General features: G+C 41.5%; 15 protein-coding genes. 2 read left to right on the forward strand and 13 right to left on the reverse strand.

The window, feature by feature from the left end:
- The first annotated feature begins 88 nt into the window (after nucleotides 1-88).
- A complete protein-coding gene (locus Q0954_RS27320) occupies nucleotides 89-1,780 on the forward strand; it encodes an OmpA family protein (RefSeq protein WP_299462774.1) in 1,692 nt (563 codons plus the stop codon).
- A gap of 994 nt (nucleotides 1,781-2,774) precedes the next feature.
- Here Q0954_RS27320 and Q0954_RS27325 read toward each other — a convergent pair.
- Genes Q0954_RS27325 through Q0954_RS27335 form a run of 3 tightly spaced genes read right to left on the reverse strand, consistent with a single transcriptional unit; the run spans nucleotide 2,775 to nucleotide 3,419 of the window.
- A complete protein-coding gene (locus Q0954_RS27325) occupies nucleotides 2,775-2,933 on the reverse strand; it encodes a hypothetical protein (protein WP_299462777.1) in 159 nt (52 codons plus the stop codon).
- A gap of 40 nt (nucleotides 2,934-2,973) precedes the next feature.
- Entirely contained in the window at nucleotides 2,974-3,309 is a 336-nt protein-coding gene (locus Q0954_RS27330) for a hypothetical protein (RefSeq protein WP_299462779.1), read from the reverse strand.
- Nucleotides 3,273-3,419 carry a hypothetical protein gene (locus Q0954_RS27335; RefSeq protein ID WP_299462781.1) on the reverse strand — a complete coding sequence of 49 codons (147 nt, stop codon included), beginning with the start codon at nucleotides 3,417-3,419 and terminating at the stop codon, nucleotides 3,273-3,275. The genes Q0954_RS27330 and Q0954_RS27335 overlap by 37 nt, the downstream gene beginning before the upstream one ends.
- A 405-nt stretch (nucleotides 3,420-3,824) precedes the next feature.
- Here Q0954_RS27335 and Q0954_RS27340 point away from each other — a divergent pair, with 405 nt between their 5' ends.
- Complete coding sequence (locus Q0954_RS27340; protein ID WP_299462784.1) at nucleotides 3,825-5,327, forward strand: carboxypeptidase M32; 1,503 nt, start codon at nucleotides 3,825-3,827, stop codon at nucleotides 5,325-5,327.
- Between the two features lie 36 nt (nucleotides 5,328-5,363).
- Here Q0954_RS27340 and Q0954_RS27345 read toward each other — a convergent pair whose 3' ends face one another.
- The 10 genes from Q0954_RS27345 to Q0954_RS27390 form a co-directional block, all read right to left on the reverse strand.
- Complete coding sequence (locus Q0954_RS27345; RefSeq protein ID WP_299462787.1) at nucleotides 5,364-7,172, reverse strand: hypothetical protein; 1,809 nt, start codon at nucleotides 7,170-7,172, stop codon at nucleotides 5,364-5,366.
- Between the two features lie 398 nt (nucleotides 7,173-7,570).
- Nucleotides 7,571-8,776 carry a hypothetical protein gene (locus Q0954_RS27350; RefSeq protein ID WP_299462790.1) on the reverse strand — a complete coding sequence of 402 codons (1,206 nt, stop codon included), beginning with the start codon at nucleotides 8,774-8,776 and terminating at the stop codon, nucleotides 7,571-7,573.
- Between the two features lie 136 nt (nucleotides 8,777-8,912).
- Nucleotides 8,913-9,617: an ABC transporter ATP-binding protein gene (locus Q0954_RS27355; protein WP_299462792.1), complete on the reverse strand. Its 705-nt coding sequence runs from the start codon at nucleotides 9,615-9,617 to the stop codon at nucleotides 8,913-8,915.
- A 462-nt stretch (nucleotides 9,618-10,079) separates the two neighbouring features.
- Nucleotides 10,080-10,988, reverse strand: coding sequence for an SDR family oxidoreductase (locus Q0954_RS27360; RefSeq protein ID WP_299462795.1), 909 nt, complete (start codon nucleotides 10,986-10,988; stop codon nucleotides 10,080-10,082).
- Nucleotides 10,989-11,474: 486 nt separating this feature from the next.
- Nucleotides 11,475-12,095: a hypothetical protein gene (locus tag Q0954_RS27365; RefSeq protein ID WP_299462798.1), complete on the reverse strand. Its 621-nt coding sequence runs from the start codon at nucleotides 12,093-12,095 to the stop codon at nucleotides 11,475-11,477.
- A gap of 196 nt (nucleotides 12,096-12,291) precedes the next feature.
- On the reverse strand, nucleotides 12,292-13,518 hold the full coding sequence (locus Q0954_RS27370) for an FtsX-like permease family protein (protein ID WP_299462801.1): 1,227 nt from the start codon (nucleotides 13,516-13,518) through the stop codon (nucleotides 12,292-12,294).
- Nucleotides 13,519-13,612: 94 nt separating this feature from the next.
- Entirely contained in the window at nucleotides 13,613-14,830 is a 1,218-nt protein-coding gene (locus Q0954_RS27375; protein WP_299462804.1) for an ABC transporter permease, read from the reverse strand.
- 191 nt (nucleotides 14,831-15,021) lie between these two features.
- Nucleotides 15,022-16,257, reverse strand: a complete 1,236-nt coding sequence (locus tag Q0954_RS27380; protein WP_299462807.1) for an FtsX-like permease family protein — start codon at nucleotides 16,255-16,257, stop codon at nucleotides 15,022-15,024.
- Nucleotides 16,258-16,642: 385 nt separating this feature from the next.
- The gene (locus tag Q0954_RS27385; protein WP_299462810.1) at nucleotides 16,643-17,407 is read right to left on the reverse strand and encodes an outer membrane lipoprotein-sorting protein; all 765 of its coding nucleotides are present in this window, start codon (nucleotides 17,405-17,407) and stop codon (nucleotides 16,643-16,645) included.
- A 397-nt stretch (nucleotides 17,408-17,804) separates the two neighbouring features.
- Nucleotides 17,805-18,395: a TetR/AcrR family transcriptional regulator gene (locus tag Q0954_RS27390; protein ID WP_299462813.1), complete on the reverse strand. Its 591-nt coding sequence runs from the start codon at nucleotides 18,393-18,395 to the stop codon at nucleotides 17,805-17,807.
- Between the last annotated feature and the right edge of the window lie 337 nt (nucleotides 18,396-18,732).

Genomic DNA, 18,732 nt, shown 5'->3' on the forward strand with positions numbered 1-18,732 from the left:
AATAATGCAAATCAATTGAATTTGTTCAAAAGTGTCTAATTGTCAACCCAAGGTCAACCTATTTCAGGCATGGACACTACCAACTATCATGAAAAAACTACTTTTACCCCTACTTATACTTTGCTTTGGAGCACTACATGCCCAAAAAATAGAGCGCATACGCGCCGTGAGCACCCATACCTTTGTAGAATACGCGCCTACGGTGAGTGCCGATGGCAAAACAATGGTATTTCAATCGAACAACAACCCTTACAAAGCCTGGTTTTTGTACGAAAGTACCCGCCTCAAAAGTGGACATTGGTCAGCACCCAAACCCATTGAGAGCATCAACACTTTTGGGCAACGCCCCACCGAAGTCAATGGCTTTCAAACCGATTTTATTGCTACCCCTTGCCTCAGTGCCAATGGTAAAACCCTGCTTTTTTCGGCCACCTTTCGCGGGGGTAAAGGCGGCAGAGATATATATTATGCCCGAAAAATAAACGGTAACTGGACACGCCCAGTAAATATGGGCAAGGTGCTCAACTCTAAGGGACACGACGACTGCCCGGCGATTTCAGCAGATGGGCAACGTTTGTATTTTGCCCGCCCATTGCCTAATAAAAAAGAAGGGCAACGTTGTTATACTTTATTTGTAGCGCGCAAAAACAAACATGGGCGTTGGCAAGCACCCCAGCCGCTGCCGTACCCTATCAATACCGGTTGCGAAAAGTGCCCAAGGGTCATGAGCGACAATGCTACTTTGTTGTTTGCCTCTATCCGCAAGGGCGGCAAAGGTGGGTTTGACTTGTACAAAGCCGTGCTTGATATTGAAGGCAAGGAATGGGTAGAACTGAAGGCACTGGAATTTTTGAACACCCCCAAATCAGAAGAATTTGCAACTTTGACTTTGCCCGACAATACTTTGTATTTTACTACCCAAGGCAAACGAAACGATGATATTTTTAGGGCGAAAAAGTTGCCTGCTTATATGCAACTCAAGCAAAACATTGGAGTAATGGGCGTAGCCACCAGTGCCAAAACCCGCCAACCCATAGCCACCAGTATTTTGGTGAAACTGCAACGCAACGGGCAGGCAATTGCTGGGAAGCATGCCCCCCGCCAAGGGTTCAGGCTTGCCCTACGCCAAGGCTACCAATACGAGCTTGCCATCAGTGCCAAAGGTTACCAAACGGCTTACCAAAAGGTAGACTTGCGTGATTGGACAAAGCCTGTGTTGAAGCTGGATAAAGTAGTGCTGAAACCTCAGGAAATACTGGTGGCAAAGGCATTGCCTATGACTACTCAGTTGTCCAAAAAAGTAATAGGAGAGGCGTTATTGGTAGATGTTAAAACAGGGGAGGTAATAAGCAAAGCCGACGAAGCCAAAGCCCTTGCCAATACCACCAAAGCTACCAAACATCGCCTGGAGAACCTGCGCCCACTGGAATCGCTGAAAGCGTATAAAAAGCTGATTTTTAGCCACTTGTTGTTTGATTATAATTCGGCAAAGCTAGATGACAAAACCTTGGGGTATTTGCAAACGATTGCCCAGTTGCTCAAGAAAGAGTCTCAGCTAAAACTGGAAATATCGGCACATACCGACAACCACGGTACCCACAACGACAACATTGCCCTATCGGAACAAAGAGCTCAGGCGGTGAAAATGTTTTTGGTAAAAGCAGGCATTGATGTAAAGCGCCTTTCGGCAAAAGGCTACGGCGAAACCCGTCCCTTGGTGCCCAATACTACGGCTGCCAATCGGGAACGCAACCGACGGGTGGAGTTGAAAGTGTTGTAGATGGTTTGGTACCAAACCTGCCAGGATTTTTTAGCGTTGTCACAAAATCCTGGCAGGTTTTCGGAGACAGACTGAAGGGTATTTCCACCCAATGGCTTGATTTTACTATTAGCTAAAGTTGTTTTCGTAGTTTAGGGTTTGCTTTGCTCAGGTCGCCCTTCGGTAAGACCTTCGCGGGAGGTGGAGGTTTGGGTAGGCAATTCAACCAAAAAAACACCTTCTCCCATGTTGGTCTTCAGGCTTTAGCCCGACCAAACACTGCCCACCCAATGGCTTGGTTTTACTATTAGCTAAAGTTGTTTTCATAGTTTAGGGTTTGCTTTGCTCAGGTCGCCCTTCGGTAAGACCTTCGCGGGAGGTGGAGGGTATTTCCATCCAATGACTTGGTTTTAGGGGTACTCAAGCTTGAATTTGCTACAATGGACACAAGTCTGGAGACTTGCGCCAGCGTGTGTTATTTTGAATACATAGATTATAAGTCTGAATACTTCTTTTTATTGATAATTTTCAAGTGTCCTTTGGAACACTTAAAACAGCGGGTTATAAGCCTTCTCCCGTGTTGGTCTTCAGGCTTTAGCCCGACCAAACACTGCCCACCCAATGGCTTGATTTTACTATTAGCTAAAGTTGTTTTCGTAGTTTAGGGTTTGTGTTGCTAAGGTTACCCTTCGGTAAGCCCTTCGCGTGAGGGGTACTCAAGCTTGAATTTGCTACAATGGACACAAGTCTGGAGACTTGCGCCAGCGTGTGTTATTTTGAATACATAGATTATAAGTCTGAAGACTTCTTTTTATTGGTGGTTTTCAAGTGTCCTTTGGAACACTTAAAACAGCGGGAGTATTTTGAATACATAAGTCTGAAGACTTCTTTTTATTGATAACTTTCAAGTGTCCTTTGGAACACTTAAAACAGCGGAAAAATATTAAAACAACCCACCCCAGTGAAGCCTGGTGGCTTTTGGGGTGGGTGTTCACGCAAAAAAAACAAACAATAATTAGCCTTGAATAACGCAATGTTTGTCGCCATTAATTACCCATACGTTGCCCCCTGCCATGCGGCAGGCATCATCGTCTATGGCACGACGCCCCCCTATGGTGGACTGTACTTCTTTAGTTGATAATTGGTTGTTCGTGAAATTTTTAAGATTTTTCATGTTTTGTGTAGGTTATATTATTGAGTGAATAAATTAAAAATCAGTTATGCCAAGGAATACAGCTATTGCCATTCCAATACCCGCCTGAATCCTCGCATTCCTTTCCAGTAATTGGCCTGAACCCTCCTTTTACTTTTTGCAAATCAGCTTTTACAACCTCATCATTCTTAAATTTCTTAAGGTTTTTCATGTAGTTATATCTAAAGTGTTTTGTGAATAAAAATAAATAGTTGATTGGGGTAAGTGTCAGGGCAGTATTCATACCTGACAGGTAAACTTTGCCTACGGTTAGGTTATAAACCCCAGCACCCATAGCACTTAGCCCCAATACTTCAGGCACTACTTCCAGCCAATGCACAAGCAAGGTTCTACCCACTGGTAACCATCAGCAAGACATTGTGCTCTGGTGATTCTGATACCACCTTTTACTTTTTGCAAATCAGTTTTTACAATGGTGTTGTTCTTGAATTTTTTAAGATTTTTCATGTTTTGTTATTTGTTTAAAAAGGTTTCTAAATAGTTGAATAAGACTCAAACAAAGCCTGTCATTAGCAATCTAAATGAGATATAAGGCTTAAAGTATTGTTGAGTGCTGATTGCCTCACAAGAATTATTTGAGTCATTCAACGAGTGTAAAGGTAGAGGGGCAAAACCTAGCAAACGCTTTACATTATAAGGTGGGTCTTTTTTTTATTGAAAAAAGTGTTTGGAGGGTGTACGGGTTGATTTTATGTCTTGAGTATTTATAAATTTAACAAAAGTATCGAGTGTCATAAAGTGAATTGATACCTGCCTGGCAACAAAATTTAGAGGGAAAATTGACTGGAGGTAAAAAAATGAAGAGATTTAGGCAAGTGAAAGGAGTATGGTTAAATCAACCCAAAACAAAAGATGAGCACCTATAAGAAATTTACCGAAAGGATGCAAAAAATTGCCGACATCAACAACTCGGCTGCTTTGCTACAGTGGGACCAAGAGGTATACATGCCGCCCAAAAGTGCGGGACGTCGTGCCCAGCAATTGTCTACTTTGGCGGGCTTGGCGCATGAGATGTTTACCGCTGACGAAACGGGCAATTTACTCAATGAGCTTGCCAATGCCGACTTGAGCGACGCTGAACGTGCCAATGTAAGCTATACCCAAGGGGAGTACGACAAGTACAAAAAAGTACCCAAGGAGTTTGTAGAAAAAACCAGCGCGGCAGTGTCCAAAGCTTTTCAATCGTGGAACAACGCCAAGCAACAAAAAGATTTTAGTCTATATGCGCCCGATCTTGAGGCATTGCTTGAGCTAAAGTTGCAAGAATGTGAGTACTTGGGCTACGAGGGGCATCCTTACAATGCCCAGCTAGATATTTACGAAAAGAACATGACCGTAGACCAGCTAGAGGTATTATTTGGGCAGGTAAAAGCGCGTTTGTTTCCTTTTATAGAAAAAATATACCACGCCGAACAAGTGAGCGATGCGTTGATGTATCAGCACTTTGACAAAGACAAACAATGGGATTATGGCATTGAAATACTGAAGCAAATTGGCTATGACCTGAATGCGGGCAGGCAAGACGTTTCGTCACACCCGTTTACTACCAATTTTAGCGCAACCGATGTGCGGGTAACTACCCGAATAGATGAACACAACCTAAGCGAAATGCTGTGGAGCACCATTCATGAAGGTGGGCACGCTTTGTATGAACAAGGGCTCAAAGACGAAAACTATGGTTTGCCTAGTGGCTCTTATCTAACTTTGGGCATGCATGAGTCACAATCGCGCCTGTGGGAAAACAACGTGGGGCGTTCGCTCAACTTTTGGCAAGGCAACTTTGCCCGTTTGCAAGAGTTGTTTCCTGGTCAATTGGGTAATCACAATGCTACCGATTTTTTTAAGGCGATGAATAAGGTGCAACCGTCACCCATCAGAACCAACGCCGATGAGTTGACTTACCACTTTCACGTGCTCATTCGCTACGAAATAGAAAAAGAACTGTTTGAGAAAAAGCTAAAGGTGGCTGATCTTAAGGACAGATGGAATGCCATGTATAAGCAATACTTGGGGCTCGACATCAAAAACGATGCTGAAGGAGTGCTGCAAGACATTCACTGGAGCCACGGTAGTTTTGGTTATTTTCCTACTTACTCTATCGGAAGTTTTTACGCTGCCCAGTTTTATGCTCAAGCCGTGCAAGACATTCCAGGGCTGGAAGATGACATTCGTGCCAAAAATCCAGTGAAATTATTAGAGTGGTTGCAAACCAACATTCACCAACATGGGCGCCGCTACCCTGCCGACGAGTTGTGCAAACGCGTAACGGGCGAAATTCTCAATTTTGATTATTTTATGCGTTATGTAGAAGAAAAATACGCGTCTATTTATGACTTGAGTGGGGTAGGGGTGTAGTTCTTTGGGGGATATAAATTTATATCCCCCATTTTTTTATTCAGCTTTATATATATTCTCTCCACAAAATGGGCAAGAATTTTTTTCCCAAGCAGCCTTCATCTTAATTATATTAATTTTTTCTTTACAATTTTTACAAGAATGTATTTCTCCTTCTTTAGTCTTAATAGTATTAATTATATTATTTGGTTGATATATGTATCGCCTTACTTTATCATCAATAGAACTTGATGTGGTGATATAAGTAAATTTTTTATCTTTTGAATGTTGATCATAAGTACAAGCATAGTTTAATGCGTATATAGACAATTTATGTTGTGTGTTACGGTCATCTTTAGCAGCAACTCCTCCTTTCCTAAAGTGAAATAGTCTGTGATATAGTAATTCTGAAAACTCACCTTTTGAGAGTAATCCCATATTTTCATTAGTTTCTTCTATTGCTATATGGCTAGATTTTTTCTGGGTAGCAAAACTTTGTATATCACGCCAAACTGTCATTGTATTGTTTTGTCCCTTGATATTAAGTAATTTTTTTTCTCCATCAGATTTTATAGAATCAGAAATCATTTTGTCACTAATGTACTTAAATGGTCTTCCTTGATAAATACCAATAACTCGGTAGTTTCTAAATGCTGACCAGCAATCTAAAAGCATTGTTCCGAAATCTCTAGAGTTTCCCATGCATGCTAAAACTAGATGCTCTAGCTTTTTATCACCGTTAAACATAACACTATAATCAATATTATAGTCTTTTAGGTAATGATTTAATCGTTGATTGATAAAACTTTTGAAGTAGTATAAACATAGTTCTTTGTCGCGTTTAGAGTTTTCATATATTAAGTTTTTATCCAAGTCTATTCTATGTTGTAAATCTGCCCCTACATCAAGGTGATGCAAATCTCCACGATATGGTACATAACCAATCCAAAAATATAAAGGGGTATCATTTAGTTTATCTATAAATGATGATAGATACTCTTGAGCTTTTTCTATTGTGTAAATTTTTTCCCATTCGTCGACATAAACAGTTATATTGTTTAGCTTTAATATCTCAATTATTGATATTAGGTTATCTCTAATATCCTGTATATCGAGATAACTTAAATATTTAGAGGTTGACTTATATTTGTTATTATATTCCTTTTGTTGTTTTATGTTATTTTCTAAGTTAAGCTCAGTAGTTTTAATTCCCAACTTCCCTGAAAGTTTAGTATATATTTCAAATAACTCTTTTTGGGATTGCTCAAGTTCTGTATCTCCTTCTTTATAAGAATATAGTTGTTGGGTTCCATATTTAACTATTTGTTGAAATAATTCTATTTTAGCTATTATGCTTTTGATGTTTGAGGTTTGTTTTTTTTGATCAAAATTGAAGATTGATTTAATTTTGTCAAAAAAATTTTTATTCTCATAGGATTTTAAAAGATTTACCAACTGCTTACCTAGTTCTTTATAAAGAAAAATTCCAAATGCTCTATTAAATATCTCCTGAGTAAAAGTTTCTGGTATCTGTAATCTTTTAAGATTTAAGTAAATACATAGTGCTTTTTTTTCAACAATGTCATTATTTATCTTATCCCTTGCAAGAAGAAATAGGTGGGTTTTTCCAGTGCCCCTTAGCCCACTGACAATTCCACTTGATTTACAAGAGTATGAAGTTAGGTTACTTAAACTATTTTTTATATCAACATGTACTTGTTTGAGTTCGTTAATTTTTTCTTTATTTGAATCTAATGCTAACTCATAATCTGCTCTTAAGTCTGCAAAAGCTTTATCCATTAACTCGATAAACTCTTCATCTTGAATAAACTGTTTTAATTCTTTTTTAGGATTTTGTCTTGTCATAATTTGCTAGTTGTAATTTTTGCACAAACTATATTTTTTTTATATTTTTCCTAAAAAAACAGGTTATTCTTTGTTCTATTAAGTTTTCCTTTACGGGACTTGAAAGCGTTGAATAAATACAAGTCTCCCGACTTGTTTGCGCAAGCAAAATTGTGCTGAGTACATTCAACTGTGTGAGTCAGCCTTTCGGCTGGAAAGCCTGTCGTTTAAATATTTAGTAGACTTCTTTTTATCAATTAGTTTCAAGTGCCCTTCGGAACACCTAAAACAGCAGATTTTGCTGAGCCCTTGTCGCTAAAAGCTAATCGCTCAATTAAAAAGATCTCAATTAGTTTCAAGTGTCCTTCGGAACACCTAAAACAGCAGATTTTACTGAGCCCTTGTCGCTAAAAGCTCAATCAAAAAGACCACTTCAATCGTCCAAACAATACATTAGGCGTAGGCATAAATTGCTCTAGTGCCTTGTTGCGGAGGATTTGAGCTGTCACCAAAAAATCAAAGTTTTCGGCAAGCGAAAAAGTAAGCCCTGGAACAAAAATGTATACCTGGTCGGTAGGGCTCACAATGGCAGATACATTGGCGCTCACCAAAGGGTGAATCTGGTAGCTAATGCCTGCCAAAGCTGCGGTTTTGGCAATAAATAAGTTGTTGGCGGGCAAAGGGCGCGAAAGCAAACTTGCCGCCGATTGAGTATCGTCCCAATTGCCATTGTATAAAAACTCTAGTTGCACAAACATACTATTAGGAAAAACATAACTAAAACCTGCGGTAGCATTGATGTATCCGGTTTTTTCCTGCCAGTTTTCTCTAGGATGAAAATAAGTCAACTCGCCCTTAAAACCCACCCCCTTAATATTGCCCGACCAGCCAAGCCCTGCCGCCATTTCGTGGTAATAATTGGCAACCAACCACTGAAAATCATAATTGAAATGGTTGTGCTTGAGCATGACTGCTGCTACCGTAGTATCCAGCGTTTCGCCTGGTTTGATGGCTACCTCAAAACCCGAAGCGTAGCCTCTAAAGTACTGAAAACGAATTGCATCGGCACCGGGGCGTTCTTCATAGTCAAAATCAAGGTAAGAGTAAGTATTGAACAAGTCGTTGGGGTTCCAAGCCATTGTTTTGCCCCAATTGATGCGTTGTCGCCCTATTTGTAACTCCCACTTTTCGCTACGGTAAGTCAAGCTCAAGCGGTCTATAGCCGTATGCCCCACCAAGTGTTGCCCATCTGCCCAAGTCCACGACAAATCTACCAAGCCAAGGTCATCATCCAGTATATTGCCATAGGTAGGCAACAGGCTCATCTGCTGGTTTGCCATATAGAGCGACTCGGTCGTATAGCCATTAAAAATCCGGTTACGTACCTCCAGTTTACCCACCAGTCTTTTGCCAAATTGCCATTTAGAATTGAGGCGATTATGAATGAGGTTGTCATACCTAAAATCGGTCATCTGTTTCGAAAAACTCAACGAACCCAACTCTTTCAGGTAGCCATTGACTGTAACCAAAGGTGGTTTTTCCTCCTCATAACTTTGGGTGCTATCAGTTTGGGCGTGTGCCAATGAACTTAATAGGAGGAAGAGAAAAAGTATAGAGTGTTTCATGTTAGTTGGTAGTCCGTAGTCAATAGTCGGGAGCTTTTAGTTGATAGTCGATGGTCGATATTTTTCGATGTTTGCTGAGTATTTGGTTTAAGCCCCGCTTTGCGAACCATAAAACCATAAAGCAATTCTTTTTTTATCAAACCACCATCTCCTGCTTATACTCATCTTTCACCACCTTGCCATCTTCTAGAGTCACTACTCGGTGCGCTCGGTTAATCACACGTGGGTCGTGGGTAGAAAACACAAACGTGATATTCTCTTCGCGGTTGAGCTTTGCCATAATATCCAACAGGTTTTCGGCAGACTTGGAGTCAAGGTTGGCGGTGGGCTCATCGGCAAGCACAAACTGTGGTTTAGACGCCAATGCTCTAGCCACTGCCACCCGTTGTTGTTGTCCGCCCGATAGTTCCGAAGGGCGATTGTTGAAGCGATCGCCCAACCCCACCTCTGCCAATAGTTCAGATGCTCGTTGGTCTACTTCTTTTTTTGGGCGTTTTTGCAATTGCATAATAAAAGCTACATTTTCTTTGGCAGTAAGTACCGGGATAAGGTTATATGCTTGAAACACAAAACCAATGTTATTGAGACGAAAATCGATCAGCTTACTCTCTTTGAGCTTACTAATATCGGTACCGCCTACTTCAAGCACCCCGGCAGTAGGGCTGTCTAGTCCACCAATAATATTAAGCAAAGTACTTTTGCCCGACCCCGAAGGGCCTACCACTGCGGTAAACTCTCCTTTTTTGATGGTCAAATCAACCCCATTGAGCGCATACACTGGTACGCCTTTGGTCTCGTTGTATACTTTAGTAATTCCTTGTGTTTTGATTACTTCTTCCATTTTTTTATGGTTTAAATGATTTTATTGCTCACAAAGCGGTTAAAAAATGGTTATATGGTTTTATGGCTCGCAAAGCGAGACTACTGATTAAATTATGAATGGTTTAATTACGAATTACTAATTAGAACTGTACGAAGTTTTAAAAACCCTTGATATACAGGGATTTGTATTTAAATCAAGGGGCTAAATGTAGGGGCAATCCCTTGCTGTAATGCAATGGAAGTTCTCGATTTATCGGAATGGTTGCCCACGTGAAGAGCAAACATGAGCGTATACGCCGCCTTTTAAAAGTGAAAACAACCTTGTTTTTGTTCGCTTTAACCTTGCAAAATGCTTATTATCAGATGATTACAATACTTCGTGCACTCCTAATTACGAATTAGCGCGAAGCGAGGCTAAAAGATCGTTGTCTATCGACTTAGCATCCATTTCACGCTCAGTGTAGCCACAATGGACCATCGACTATGAACTCCCAACCCCTGACTCCTGACTATCTTTCTGTAAAGCAAAATCAAGAAAGTATTGTCGTAAATTATGTCGTCCGTGTTTGGGAGCTATGTCAGTATTGTTAGCCGCCGTAATAAAGAATTTAAACAAGTCAGCTTGTTGTTTATTGAAAGGCTTAATGAGTGCAATCAATACTTTAGTAGCCCACACAGGTATTTTCATAAAACGAGGTTTGCTGTCCAACACATCAAAAGCCATCTCGCCAATGCGTTGATAACTAAACACTTCTTGTCCACCTGCGTCTACCTCTGGCACATCTTCCTGAAAAGCCTGTACACATACCTCGGCAAGGTCTGCTCCATGGATAGGATTAATAATCCCGCTGCCGTTGCCTACCAAAAACACTCTGCCTTGAGCCGCCATGGTCATAAATTCGCTCATGTCTGAATAATACCCACTGGGGCGTACAATACTATAAGCAATGCCCGATTGTTTGAGTTCTTTGACAAAAGCTTCGCGGGCGTGGGCTACCGCTATTTTTTTGGCAAGTGCTTCGCCTTGAAATACCGATACAAACACAAACTTTTCTATAGAAGCTTGTTTGGCAAGCTCCAATAAGTTTTTATTGGCTTGATAGTCTACCTCCCAAAACGAAAGACCATCTTTTTGGCGGGTAATGCCTACCGACGAAAACACCCAATCGATGTCATCCAGGGCACCTTTCAGGGTTTCGGGGCGGGTAATCTCCCCTACAAATACATCGTCTACCAAACCAGCAACTGCAGGCTCGCCAAACTTACCTGTTTGGGATAGTTTTTTTTGGTTGCGCACCAGTGCCCTCACCCAATAACCTTGTTGCTTGAGGGTTTGTACTACATATTTGCCTAAATATCCGGTGGCTCCGGCTACTAATACTTTTTTCATAATTTAAATTATTATATGGTGTTGTTATTTTATTGCTCTATTATTTAATGACTTTATTGTTTTATGGTTCGCAAAGCGAGGCTACTGATTAAATTACGAATTACGAGTTAGCGCAAAGCGAGACTACTGATTAAATTACGAATTACTAATTAGAACTGTACGAAGTTTTAAAAACCTTTGATATACAGGGATTTATATTTAAATCAAGTAGGGGCTACCCTTGCTGTAATGCAATGGAAGTTCGCGATTTATCGGAATGGTCGCCCTGGCAAAGAGCAAACATGAGCGTATACGCCGCCTTTTAAAGGTGAAAACAACCTTGTTTTTGTTCGCTTTAACCTTTGCAAAATACTTATTGTCAGATGATTACAAGACTCCGTACACTCCTAATTATGAATTAGCGTGAAGCGAGGCTAAAAGATCGTTGTCTAGCGACTTAGCACCCGTTTCACGCTCAGTGTAGCCACAATGGACTATTGACCAAAGCTATCGACTCACTGGTCTATAAGGTTCTTCGGTTAATAAATGACTAATCAAGAGCTTGAAAAAGAACACCGGAACGAACCACTCTAGTCCGGGGATGGCGCCAAAGCCTTCAATCCCACTCAAAAAACTATAGTGCAACATCAGCGTAAGCGTATAAATGCCAAAGGCGGCAGGGCGTTGCAAGTGCAAAGGCAACCTGAGCACCCACCATGAGCTAAGCATCAGGTAAGCGTATATGCTGAACAAATACACCCAGTTGAGATCGTTGAATAGCCAGGTGACCAAAAACAACTGCAAAATGTGGACTGCCACAAACTGCAAATGTTTGCCTGTACTTTGCCCGGCACGATGGTACCAACGCTTGGCGGTAGAGGTGGCATTGGTAATGACTCCGCCTATGAGATCGAAAGCCAAAAAACCTGCAACCAAATATTGCCAAATGCTCCATTGAATGCCTTGGATAGGTACCCAAATCAAGAGTCCCACAGTAAGTACCAAGGTAGGCAACAGCATCAGAGTTTGTTCACCTTTGGTGGCACCTGGTCCTACAAACTTGTCCCAGGAATTGTCTGGTTCTGGGTAGTTCCATTCTATGTGTCGTTGCGAAAAATTGTTTTTCATGGATTATATGATGTTTTAATATGGTTCTATTATTTTATGGTTTGCAAAGCGAGACTACCGATTAAATTACGAACCGACCGTAGGGAGCTCTGCAAAGCTAATTGCGAGTTAGCGCAAAGCGGGGCTAAAAGATTGTTGTTTATTGACTTAGCGATCGTTTCACGCTTAGTGTAGCCACAATAGACTCTCAACTAAATCAAACCTTCCTTATCGCCTCTACAGGCTTAAGTTTCAATGCTTTGATTGCCGGATAAATGGCAGATAACAAGGCGGCAGCAACCACCATAAGTCCTATTTGAGCATAATAACTCCCTTCAATCATGGGGCGAATGATAGAATCATAACCGAAGCTTTCCAGTCCCGACGAAAACATCCCCAAGTTGATGCCAGTACTGCCAGTGTATTGAATGGTGCCCCAAGCGAGTAGTATGCCTATAGGGGCACCTACACAAGTCAAAAAGAAGGTTTCTATCACAATCATTCTAAATACCCTGCCCTTGCTCATGCCTACTGCCATGAGCATGCCCAGCTCACGAGTACGCTCCAACACTGCCATGAGCATCGTATTGACAATGCCCATAGAGAGCCCTAACAGTATAATACCCACAAAAATGAATAACATCTGGCTCATCATATCATTGGCATAGGCAAGGTCAGGCGAGGTATCTTTCCAGCTTTGTACTGTTATATTTTGGTGGCTTTTTGCTAGTTTGCCTTGTAGGTTTTGTGCTACCTCTGGGGCTACCTGGTAGTCGTTTACCCGGCATACAATGTGATGAATGAGCGCGTCGTTGCCCAATAGTTTTTGTAAGTCTTGTTGGCGTACAAACACATTTGACTCGTCATACACTGTATTGCTGGATTTGTACAAGCCTACAATCCGGAAGGCCCCCGCTGTAATATCACCATTTTCGTTCTGAAAAGTGAGTACCATTTTAGAGCGCAACTTGAGCTTGAGCCTTTTGGCAAGTTTTTTACCAATCAGAATAGGATTCCGTTTAATGCCTTCAAAGTACTTGCCTTCTACCAATTTACTTTTCAGGCTGAATACTTTAGGCTCGTTTTGCAGGTCTATGCCATGAATAGCTGCTCCATAGCCCCCTGCACTACTGGTAGCCATGCCTATAGCACTGGTGCGGGTAGTAACAGCTGTTACATTTGGTAGTTTACTCACCTCTTTTGCCACATGTTGGGCATTGGCTATGGCGTATTTTACTAGTTTATCCTCGTCATATTTAGCGTTTTTGATAGTGATGTGTCCCACAAAATTGTCGAGTTGTCCTTTTACCCGTTGGTTGTTCATCCCCATCGAGAAGGCAAGTACAAAAATGCCTGCCCATATTCCCAATAATACCGAGGTAATGACTACCCCACTGCGCACCGGATTGCGCCAAATATTTTTCCAGGCTATTTTGATAATCATAATGTTTTTAGTTAGTGAATAGTCCAGAGTTGGGAGTTAGTAGTCAGTCGTTTGTCTGAGCAAATGCTATCATGTACTGACTATTGACTCCCAACTATCTAAGTGCATCAATCAATTTAATTTTTTGGGTAAACCATAGTGGGTAAAGCGATATAAACAGGGTAAAACCCAGAATAATGCCCGCCTGCGACACAAAAATCATCGGATCGGTAGAAAATGGGATAATAGGCTCAATGCCCATTTCAACCATCGTTTTTGCCGCATTACCCGTGAGCTTGAGCGGGTTGGCGTGAAAATAGGCTACCAATGGCGAGCTTACCAATGCTCCTAACACCACCCCCAATATGGCAAGTATCAACATTTCGAGAATAACCACCATACCTAGCTTTAGCCGTTTCATCCCTATGCCAATCAACACCCCAAACTCGTAGCGGCGCTCGGTGGTCATCATGAGAATGGTACCAAAAATACCAAAACAAACCACCATATACAGCACTCCAATAGTAATGTAGCTACCCATGCCATCTGCTTCAATCATTTGGATGAGTTCGGGCATCATTTGTTTCCAGGACATCACCTCGTAGCGTTTGGCATCTACCTTGGTTCGCAAAGCCGCCATTACCTCCTCTAGCTTTTTGGGTTGGTTTAGCACCAATGCCAACGAGGTGAGCCTGTTTTCGGCAGCATATAAGCCTTGCCCGGTAGTCAGTGGCACATACACCAATGATTTGTTAATGTCAGGAGCCGGAAACTTGACAATACCTTTGACCAAGAACTTGTCTACTGCACTTTGCCCCTGAAAACCTTGCCCGATCAATACCAGCGAATCACCCACGTTGAGTTTAAGGTATTGGGCAAGCCCTTGCGCCACCAACACAGCTCTTTCGTCTTTTTTATCAAAGTATTTACCCTCTACCAGTTTTTTTTGTGGTGCCGATAGTGCCTTTTCTTTGGCAGGGTCAATGCCCATTACCAACCCTGCTTTACTCTTTTGCTTGCCCGATAGCAAAGCGTAAGACTCTAAGCGTGGCACCATTTGAGTAACCTCAGTCACTTTGCTTACTTGTTGCTGCAGCTCATTGCTCCACTCAAAAGTGTTGTCAATATTTTGCTCGTTCCAATAACCCTTTTGGTGTATTTGTGCATACCCTGTAAAAGACCCTACCGTGTTCTGAATCATATTTTCATAGGAGCCGTTTTGCATCGATAGCATAAAAACAGATAGAAATACCGCAAAAAATATAGACACCATCGTAATCACTGTCCGACGTTTGTTACGCCATATATTTCTCCAGGCAAGTTTTAAATACATGTTTTTTTAGTTTAAATAATAGTTGATAATACTTAGTTAGTCAGGAGTCCGTAGTTAGGGTAAATTGCTAAAAATCAACGCACTATAAAATATTAGCTGCTTGCAGAGCAAGGTATACTTGTGGCACCGATATACATCGGTATCTAAGGACTTGTCGTCTGAAGCTTAAAGCTGTAGTAGCTCCCGACTAATTACCCATGCAAAGCCTCTATCACTTTTAAGCGCTTGATGTGTACAGTTGGGTAAATAGCAATTACCATGGTGAGCACAAACACCACTATAGCCTGAGAGCTAAAAATGCTTGGGTCTACCGAAAACGGCAACACTGGCTCTATTCCATACCCCTCAATCGCCTTAGCCATGTCGCCTGTGAGTTTAATTGGGTGCAAGTGAAAGTACCACATAATGGGCAAGCTTACCCCAATACCTGCCAACACCCCAATTGCTGCAAGCATTAACATCTCAAAAAATACCAAAATGCCCAACTTAAAGCGTTTCATCCCTATGCCAATCAACACCCCAAACTCATAGCGGCGCTCGCTCGTCATCATCAACACTGTGCCCAAAATGCCAAAGCCTAACACCATATAAAACACCCCCATCATAATCTTACCTGCTTGCTTGTCAGCGTTGATCATTTGCACCAGGTCGGGCGCCATTTGCTGCCAGTCAATCGCCTCATAAACAATCTCTTGCTGGCTGGCTTTTGCCAAATTTTGCCGCAAGGCTGCTGTTACATCGGTCAGTTGCTTGGCATTGTCAAGCTGTATACAATAGGTAGTCAGGCGGTTTTTGGTAGCAAAGAGCACTTGTGCCGTTTTGATAGGCACATACACAAGCGACTTGTTTAGCTCAGGGTTGGGCATTTTTATCAATCCTTTTACCAAATATTTACCTGTGGCAGTTTGCCCTTGAAAACCCTGCCCCAACAACACCAGCGAATCGCCCACCTGCACTTTCAAGTATTGGGCAAGCCCTTGTGCTATCAAGATTGCTTCTTCATCGGCTTTTGCCAAATATGTCCCCTTGATCAGTTTTTGTTCAGGGTTCGATAGTTGCCTTTCGGCAATAGGGTCAATGCCCATAATCAACCCAGCCCTACTGCGCTCAACACCCGCTACCAAAGCATAGCTGTCTAACCTTGGAATCACCTTTTTTACCCCTTTTGTTTGCTTTATTGCCCCAAGCAAAGCAGGTGAATCAGCAAAGGAATTGTCCAGGTTTTGTTCTTCATTATACCCTTTTTGGTGTACCTGAATGTGCCCCAAAAAAGCCCCTACCATCTGATCTACCATGCGCTCCAGCGAGCCTATCTTCATAGAGCGTTGCATTACCGATAGAAACACAGCAAAGAAAATAGCCGAAACGGTAATAAAAGTTCGGCGGCGATTGCGCCATATATTTCTCCAGGCAAGTTTTAAATACATCTTTTGTTTATTTAGTTTTTTAGTCAAGAATCCTAATAGGGTTCTAGATATAAAACAGGTGCGTGTGCTATTTGCCACGGGTGAAAGCCAAAAGCTTCGTCTACCGATTTCATAAATCGTTAAAAATCAACAACTATTTGCAGAGCAAGGTATAAAGCTCAGTATCGAGTGGAGGCTATACCAACATCCCGCTTGCGGGGCACCCAGTACCCAATGACTATTAACTACACTTTTTGTAAGTTGCTGAAAATTAATATGATAGAGAAGTGTAGTTACCTGTGATGAGCTCAACGCAGGTAAACAGGGTGTAACTTGCGACTTGTCGCTTGAAGCACCGATATGCATCGGCATCTAAGGACTTGCCCCTGTGGGCGCTATCAACTAATCAATTCACCCGCTTCATGTTTTGCACCGAAAAAAAACTGTCGCTTATGGGCTTGTCAAACACCAATTTTTTGTATTCGAGCACTGTTTTTTGGTTAGGCTTATCTGCCGGAATCATCTCCATATAGCTAGGCAATACCCTGCCCCCCAGGTTTTTTATTTTGCTGCCACGCATGGTGTTCACCAGGTAGCCATCCTCGTCATACATTTTAGATTGTAGTTGGAGGTAATCCTTCTTAGAAATCCACATTTCTACCTTGCCCCACACTACAGGTGCGTTGGGTTTAGGAGTAAGCAATACTTTATAGCAGTCGCGTCCTTCCAATGTCTCCGAACCTATAATTTTGTGGGTGTAGTCTATCACTATCGATGATTGACGCACCAAGTCATCATTTGTAAAATCAGACCCCATCCAGGACTGATTCATCATAGAAGGAGGCATTTTTACTACCCTACCTACTTTGGGCAACCAGTTCCACATTTCTTTGCCCCGCTTCAGGTAGCCACTGCCCTTGTCGCGCACTGGTTTTTTTATCAAAATCAAAGAAAAGTCTCTGCCTTTGCTCCACGACTTCATCTCTACTGTGCGTCGCCATTTGGGGCGTACGATAGTCATGGTCATTATACCTTGTGAACTTTTGCCCTGCATGTGGCTATCGGCTTTTTTTACAATCTCGGTGGCATTTTGAGCTTGGGTAAAATTGGCGGTTGCCAGCAATAAACCTATCAGTATCCAGCGAAATTTATTCAATCGTTTGATGTTCATATTGTGTGAGTAATTTGATTAATGGTTAAACGTTTAGTCAATAAAAAAGCAAACAAAACACATCACCTTATAAAGTAAGGTGAAAACCCCAAGGAATAAAATGACCAAAGCCAGGGTTTGGGTAGGTTTAATTTTTTGATTTTCCCTTGTTTTAATGATACGATTTTCAATTTTGACTGACTAGTTAGTCAAAAACAAGTTTGTAAAAAATAACGACAAATAAAATTAAAAATGTAAGTTTTTTTGCCGTTTTAGGAATGGTGTAAAAATAAATTTCTATAGTTTGATAAAATATTTTGCCGCGTATAGCCTCAAAAGATGAGATTAAGAATGTAAATTTATTTTGGTACCATTCCTTAGGTATATACCACTATTTCGTATGACTAAGTATATACTACTACCTGGGGTTTTGCCGTTGTGCTTCGTATTCATTGGCTACGTTTTCTATCACTTCATCAATAGGATAAAGCTCAGGAGCCACCAAGTAATTGAAAGAAATACCATCGATGATAGAACCTAGCTTAATGGCCTCTATCTGTGGATTGGGGTACTTCAATTCTTCCATGACCGCCGTTATTTTGTTAAACCAACGCGCCATTTCTGGGGCATATTTTTCTTTGAGGTAATTGGTATACTGAAACGACAAGCGGGTATATAATCGCCAAAACTCCTGCTCTCCCTTGAGCGAGTCGCGGGTCAGGTACAACATCTCTCTGATAATCACTTCGGCAGGGTCGGTGCTATCGTGTAGTGACCTAAAAGTACCGCCTAGTTTTTGGTAAAACATGTCCAGTACCTCTTCTAATAGCGTTTGTTTGTTTTCGAAGTAGTTGTACACCAACCCCTTAGAGATATTGGCCTCTTTAGCTATAGTGTCAATACTTGTAGCTTCGTAGCCTTTTTCTCCAAACAAGCGTAGAGCCGCCCGCAAAATCTCCTCTTTTCTCTCCTGCCGTATTTCGGCATATTGTTCCGCTGTTCTTGGCATAATGTTTTTTTGATTAACCGTTCAGTCAATACAAAGGACGTAAATAAATTTGAAAAGTTCAATATTTAAGGCAAAAACTTAGGTTGATTAGCTGATATTTCCTGTTATTTAATTACGAATGAGTGCGAAGCTTTTTAATTACGAATGGATCAATACCAAAGAATTACGCATTGTTCAATTACGAATTACGAATTGACCACAGGGAACTCTTTCCTTGCTTTGGTGTTAGTGAAGCGAGACCAAAATGCATCAACGCCCACAATGCATCAACGCCCACAATATCGTACACAAGTTGTCTGTGGTGTTTTCGATCGGCATTGCTCAGGTCACCCTTCGG

The organism is uncultured Microscilla sp., assembly GCF_947493425.1.
GTDB lineage: Bacteria > Bacteroidota > Bacteroidia > Cytophagales > Microscillaceae > Microscilla.

Coding starts and splice junctions, on each gene's coding strand:
- Q0954_RS27380 (WP_299462807.1), bottom strand. CDS start 16,257: ATGTATTTAAAACTTGCCTGGAGAAATATATGGCGCAATCGCCGCCGA.
- Q0954_RS27345 (WP_299462787.1), bottom strand. CDS start 7,172: ATGACAAGACAAAATCCTAAAAAAGAATTAAAACAGTTTATTCAAGAT.
- Q0954_RS27325 (WP_299462777.1), bottom strand. CDS start 2,933: ATGAAAAATCTTAAAAATTTCACGAACAACCAATTATCAACTAAAGAA.
- Q0954_RS27370 (WP_299462801.1), bottom strand. CDS start 13,518: ATGATTATCAAAATAGCCTGGAAAAATATTTGGCGCAATCCGGTGCGC.
- Q0954_RS27360 (WP_299462795.1), bottom strand. CDS start 10,988: ATGAAAAAAGTATTAGTAGCCGGAGCCACCGGATATTTAGGCAAATAT.
- Q0954_RS27320 (WP_299462774.1), top strand. CDS start 89: ATGAAAAAACTACTTTTACCCCTACTTATACTTTGCTTTGGAGCACTA.
- Q0954_RS27355 (WP_299462792.1), bottom strand. CDS start 9,617: ATGGAAGAAGTAATCAAAACACAAGGAATTACTAAAGTATACAACGAG.
- Q0954_RS27375 (WP_299462804.1), bottom strand. CDS start 14,830: ATGTATTTAAAACTTGCCTGGAGAAATATATGGCGTAACAAACGTCGG.
- Q0954_RS27340 (WP_299462784.1), top strand. CDS start 3,825: ATGAGCACCTATAAGAAATTTACCGAAAGGATGCAAAAAATTGCCGAC.
- Q0954_RS27335 (WP_299462781.1), bottom strand. CDS start 3,419: ATGAAAAATCTTAAAAAATTCAAGAACAACACCATTGTAAAAACTGAT.
- Q0954_RS27365 (WP_299462798.1), bottom strand. CDS start 12,095: ATGAAAAACAATTTTTCGCAACGACACATAGAATGGAACTACCCAGAA.
- Q0954_RS27350 (WP_299462790.1), bottom strand. CDS start 8,776: ATGAAACACTCTATACTTTTTCTCTTCCTCCTATTAAGTTCATTGGCA.
- Q0954_RS27390 (WP_299462813.1), bottom strand. CDS start 18,395: ATGCCAAGAACAGCGGAACAATATGCCGAAATACGGCAGGAGAGAAAA.
- Q0954_RS27385 (WP_299462810.1), bottom strand. CDS start 17,407: ATGAACATCAAACGATTGAATAAATTTCGCTGGATACTGATAGGTTTA.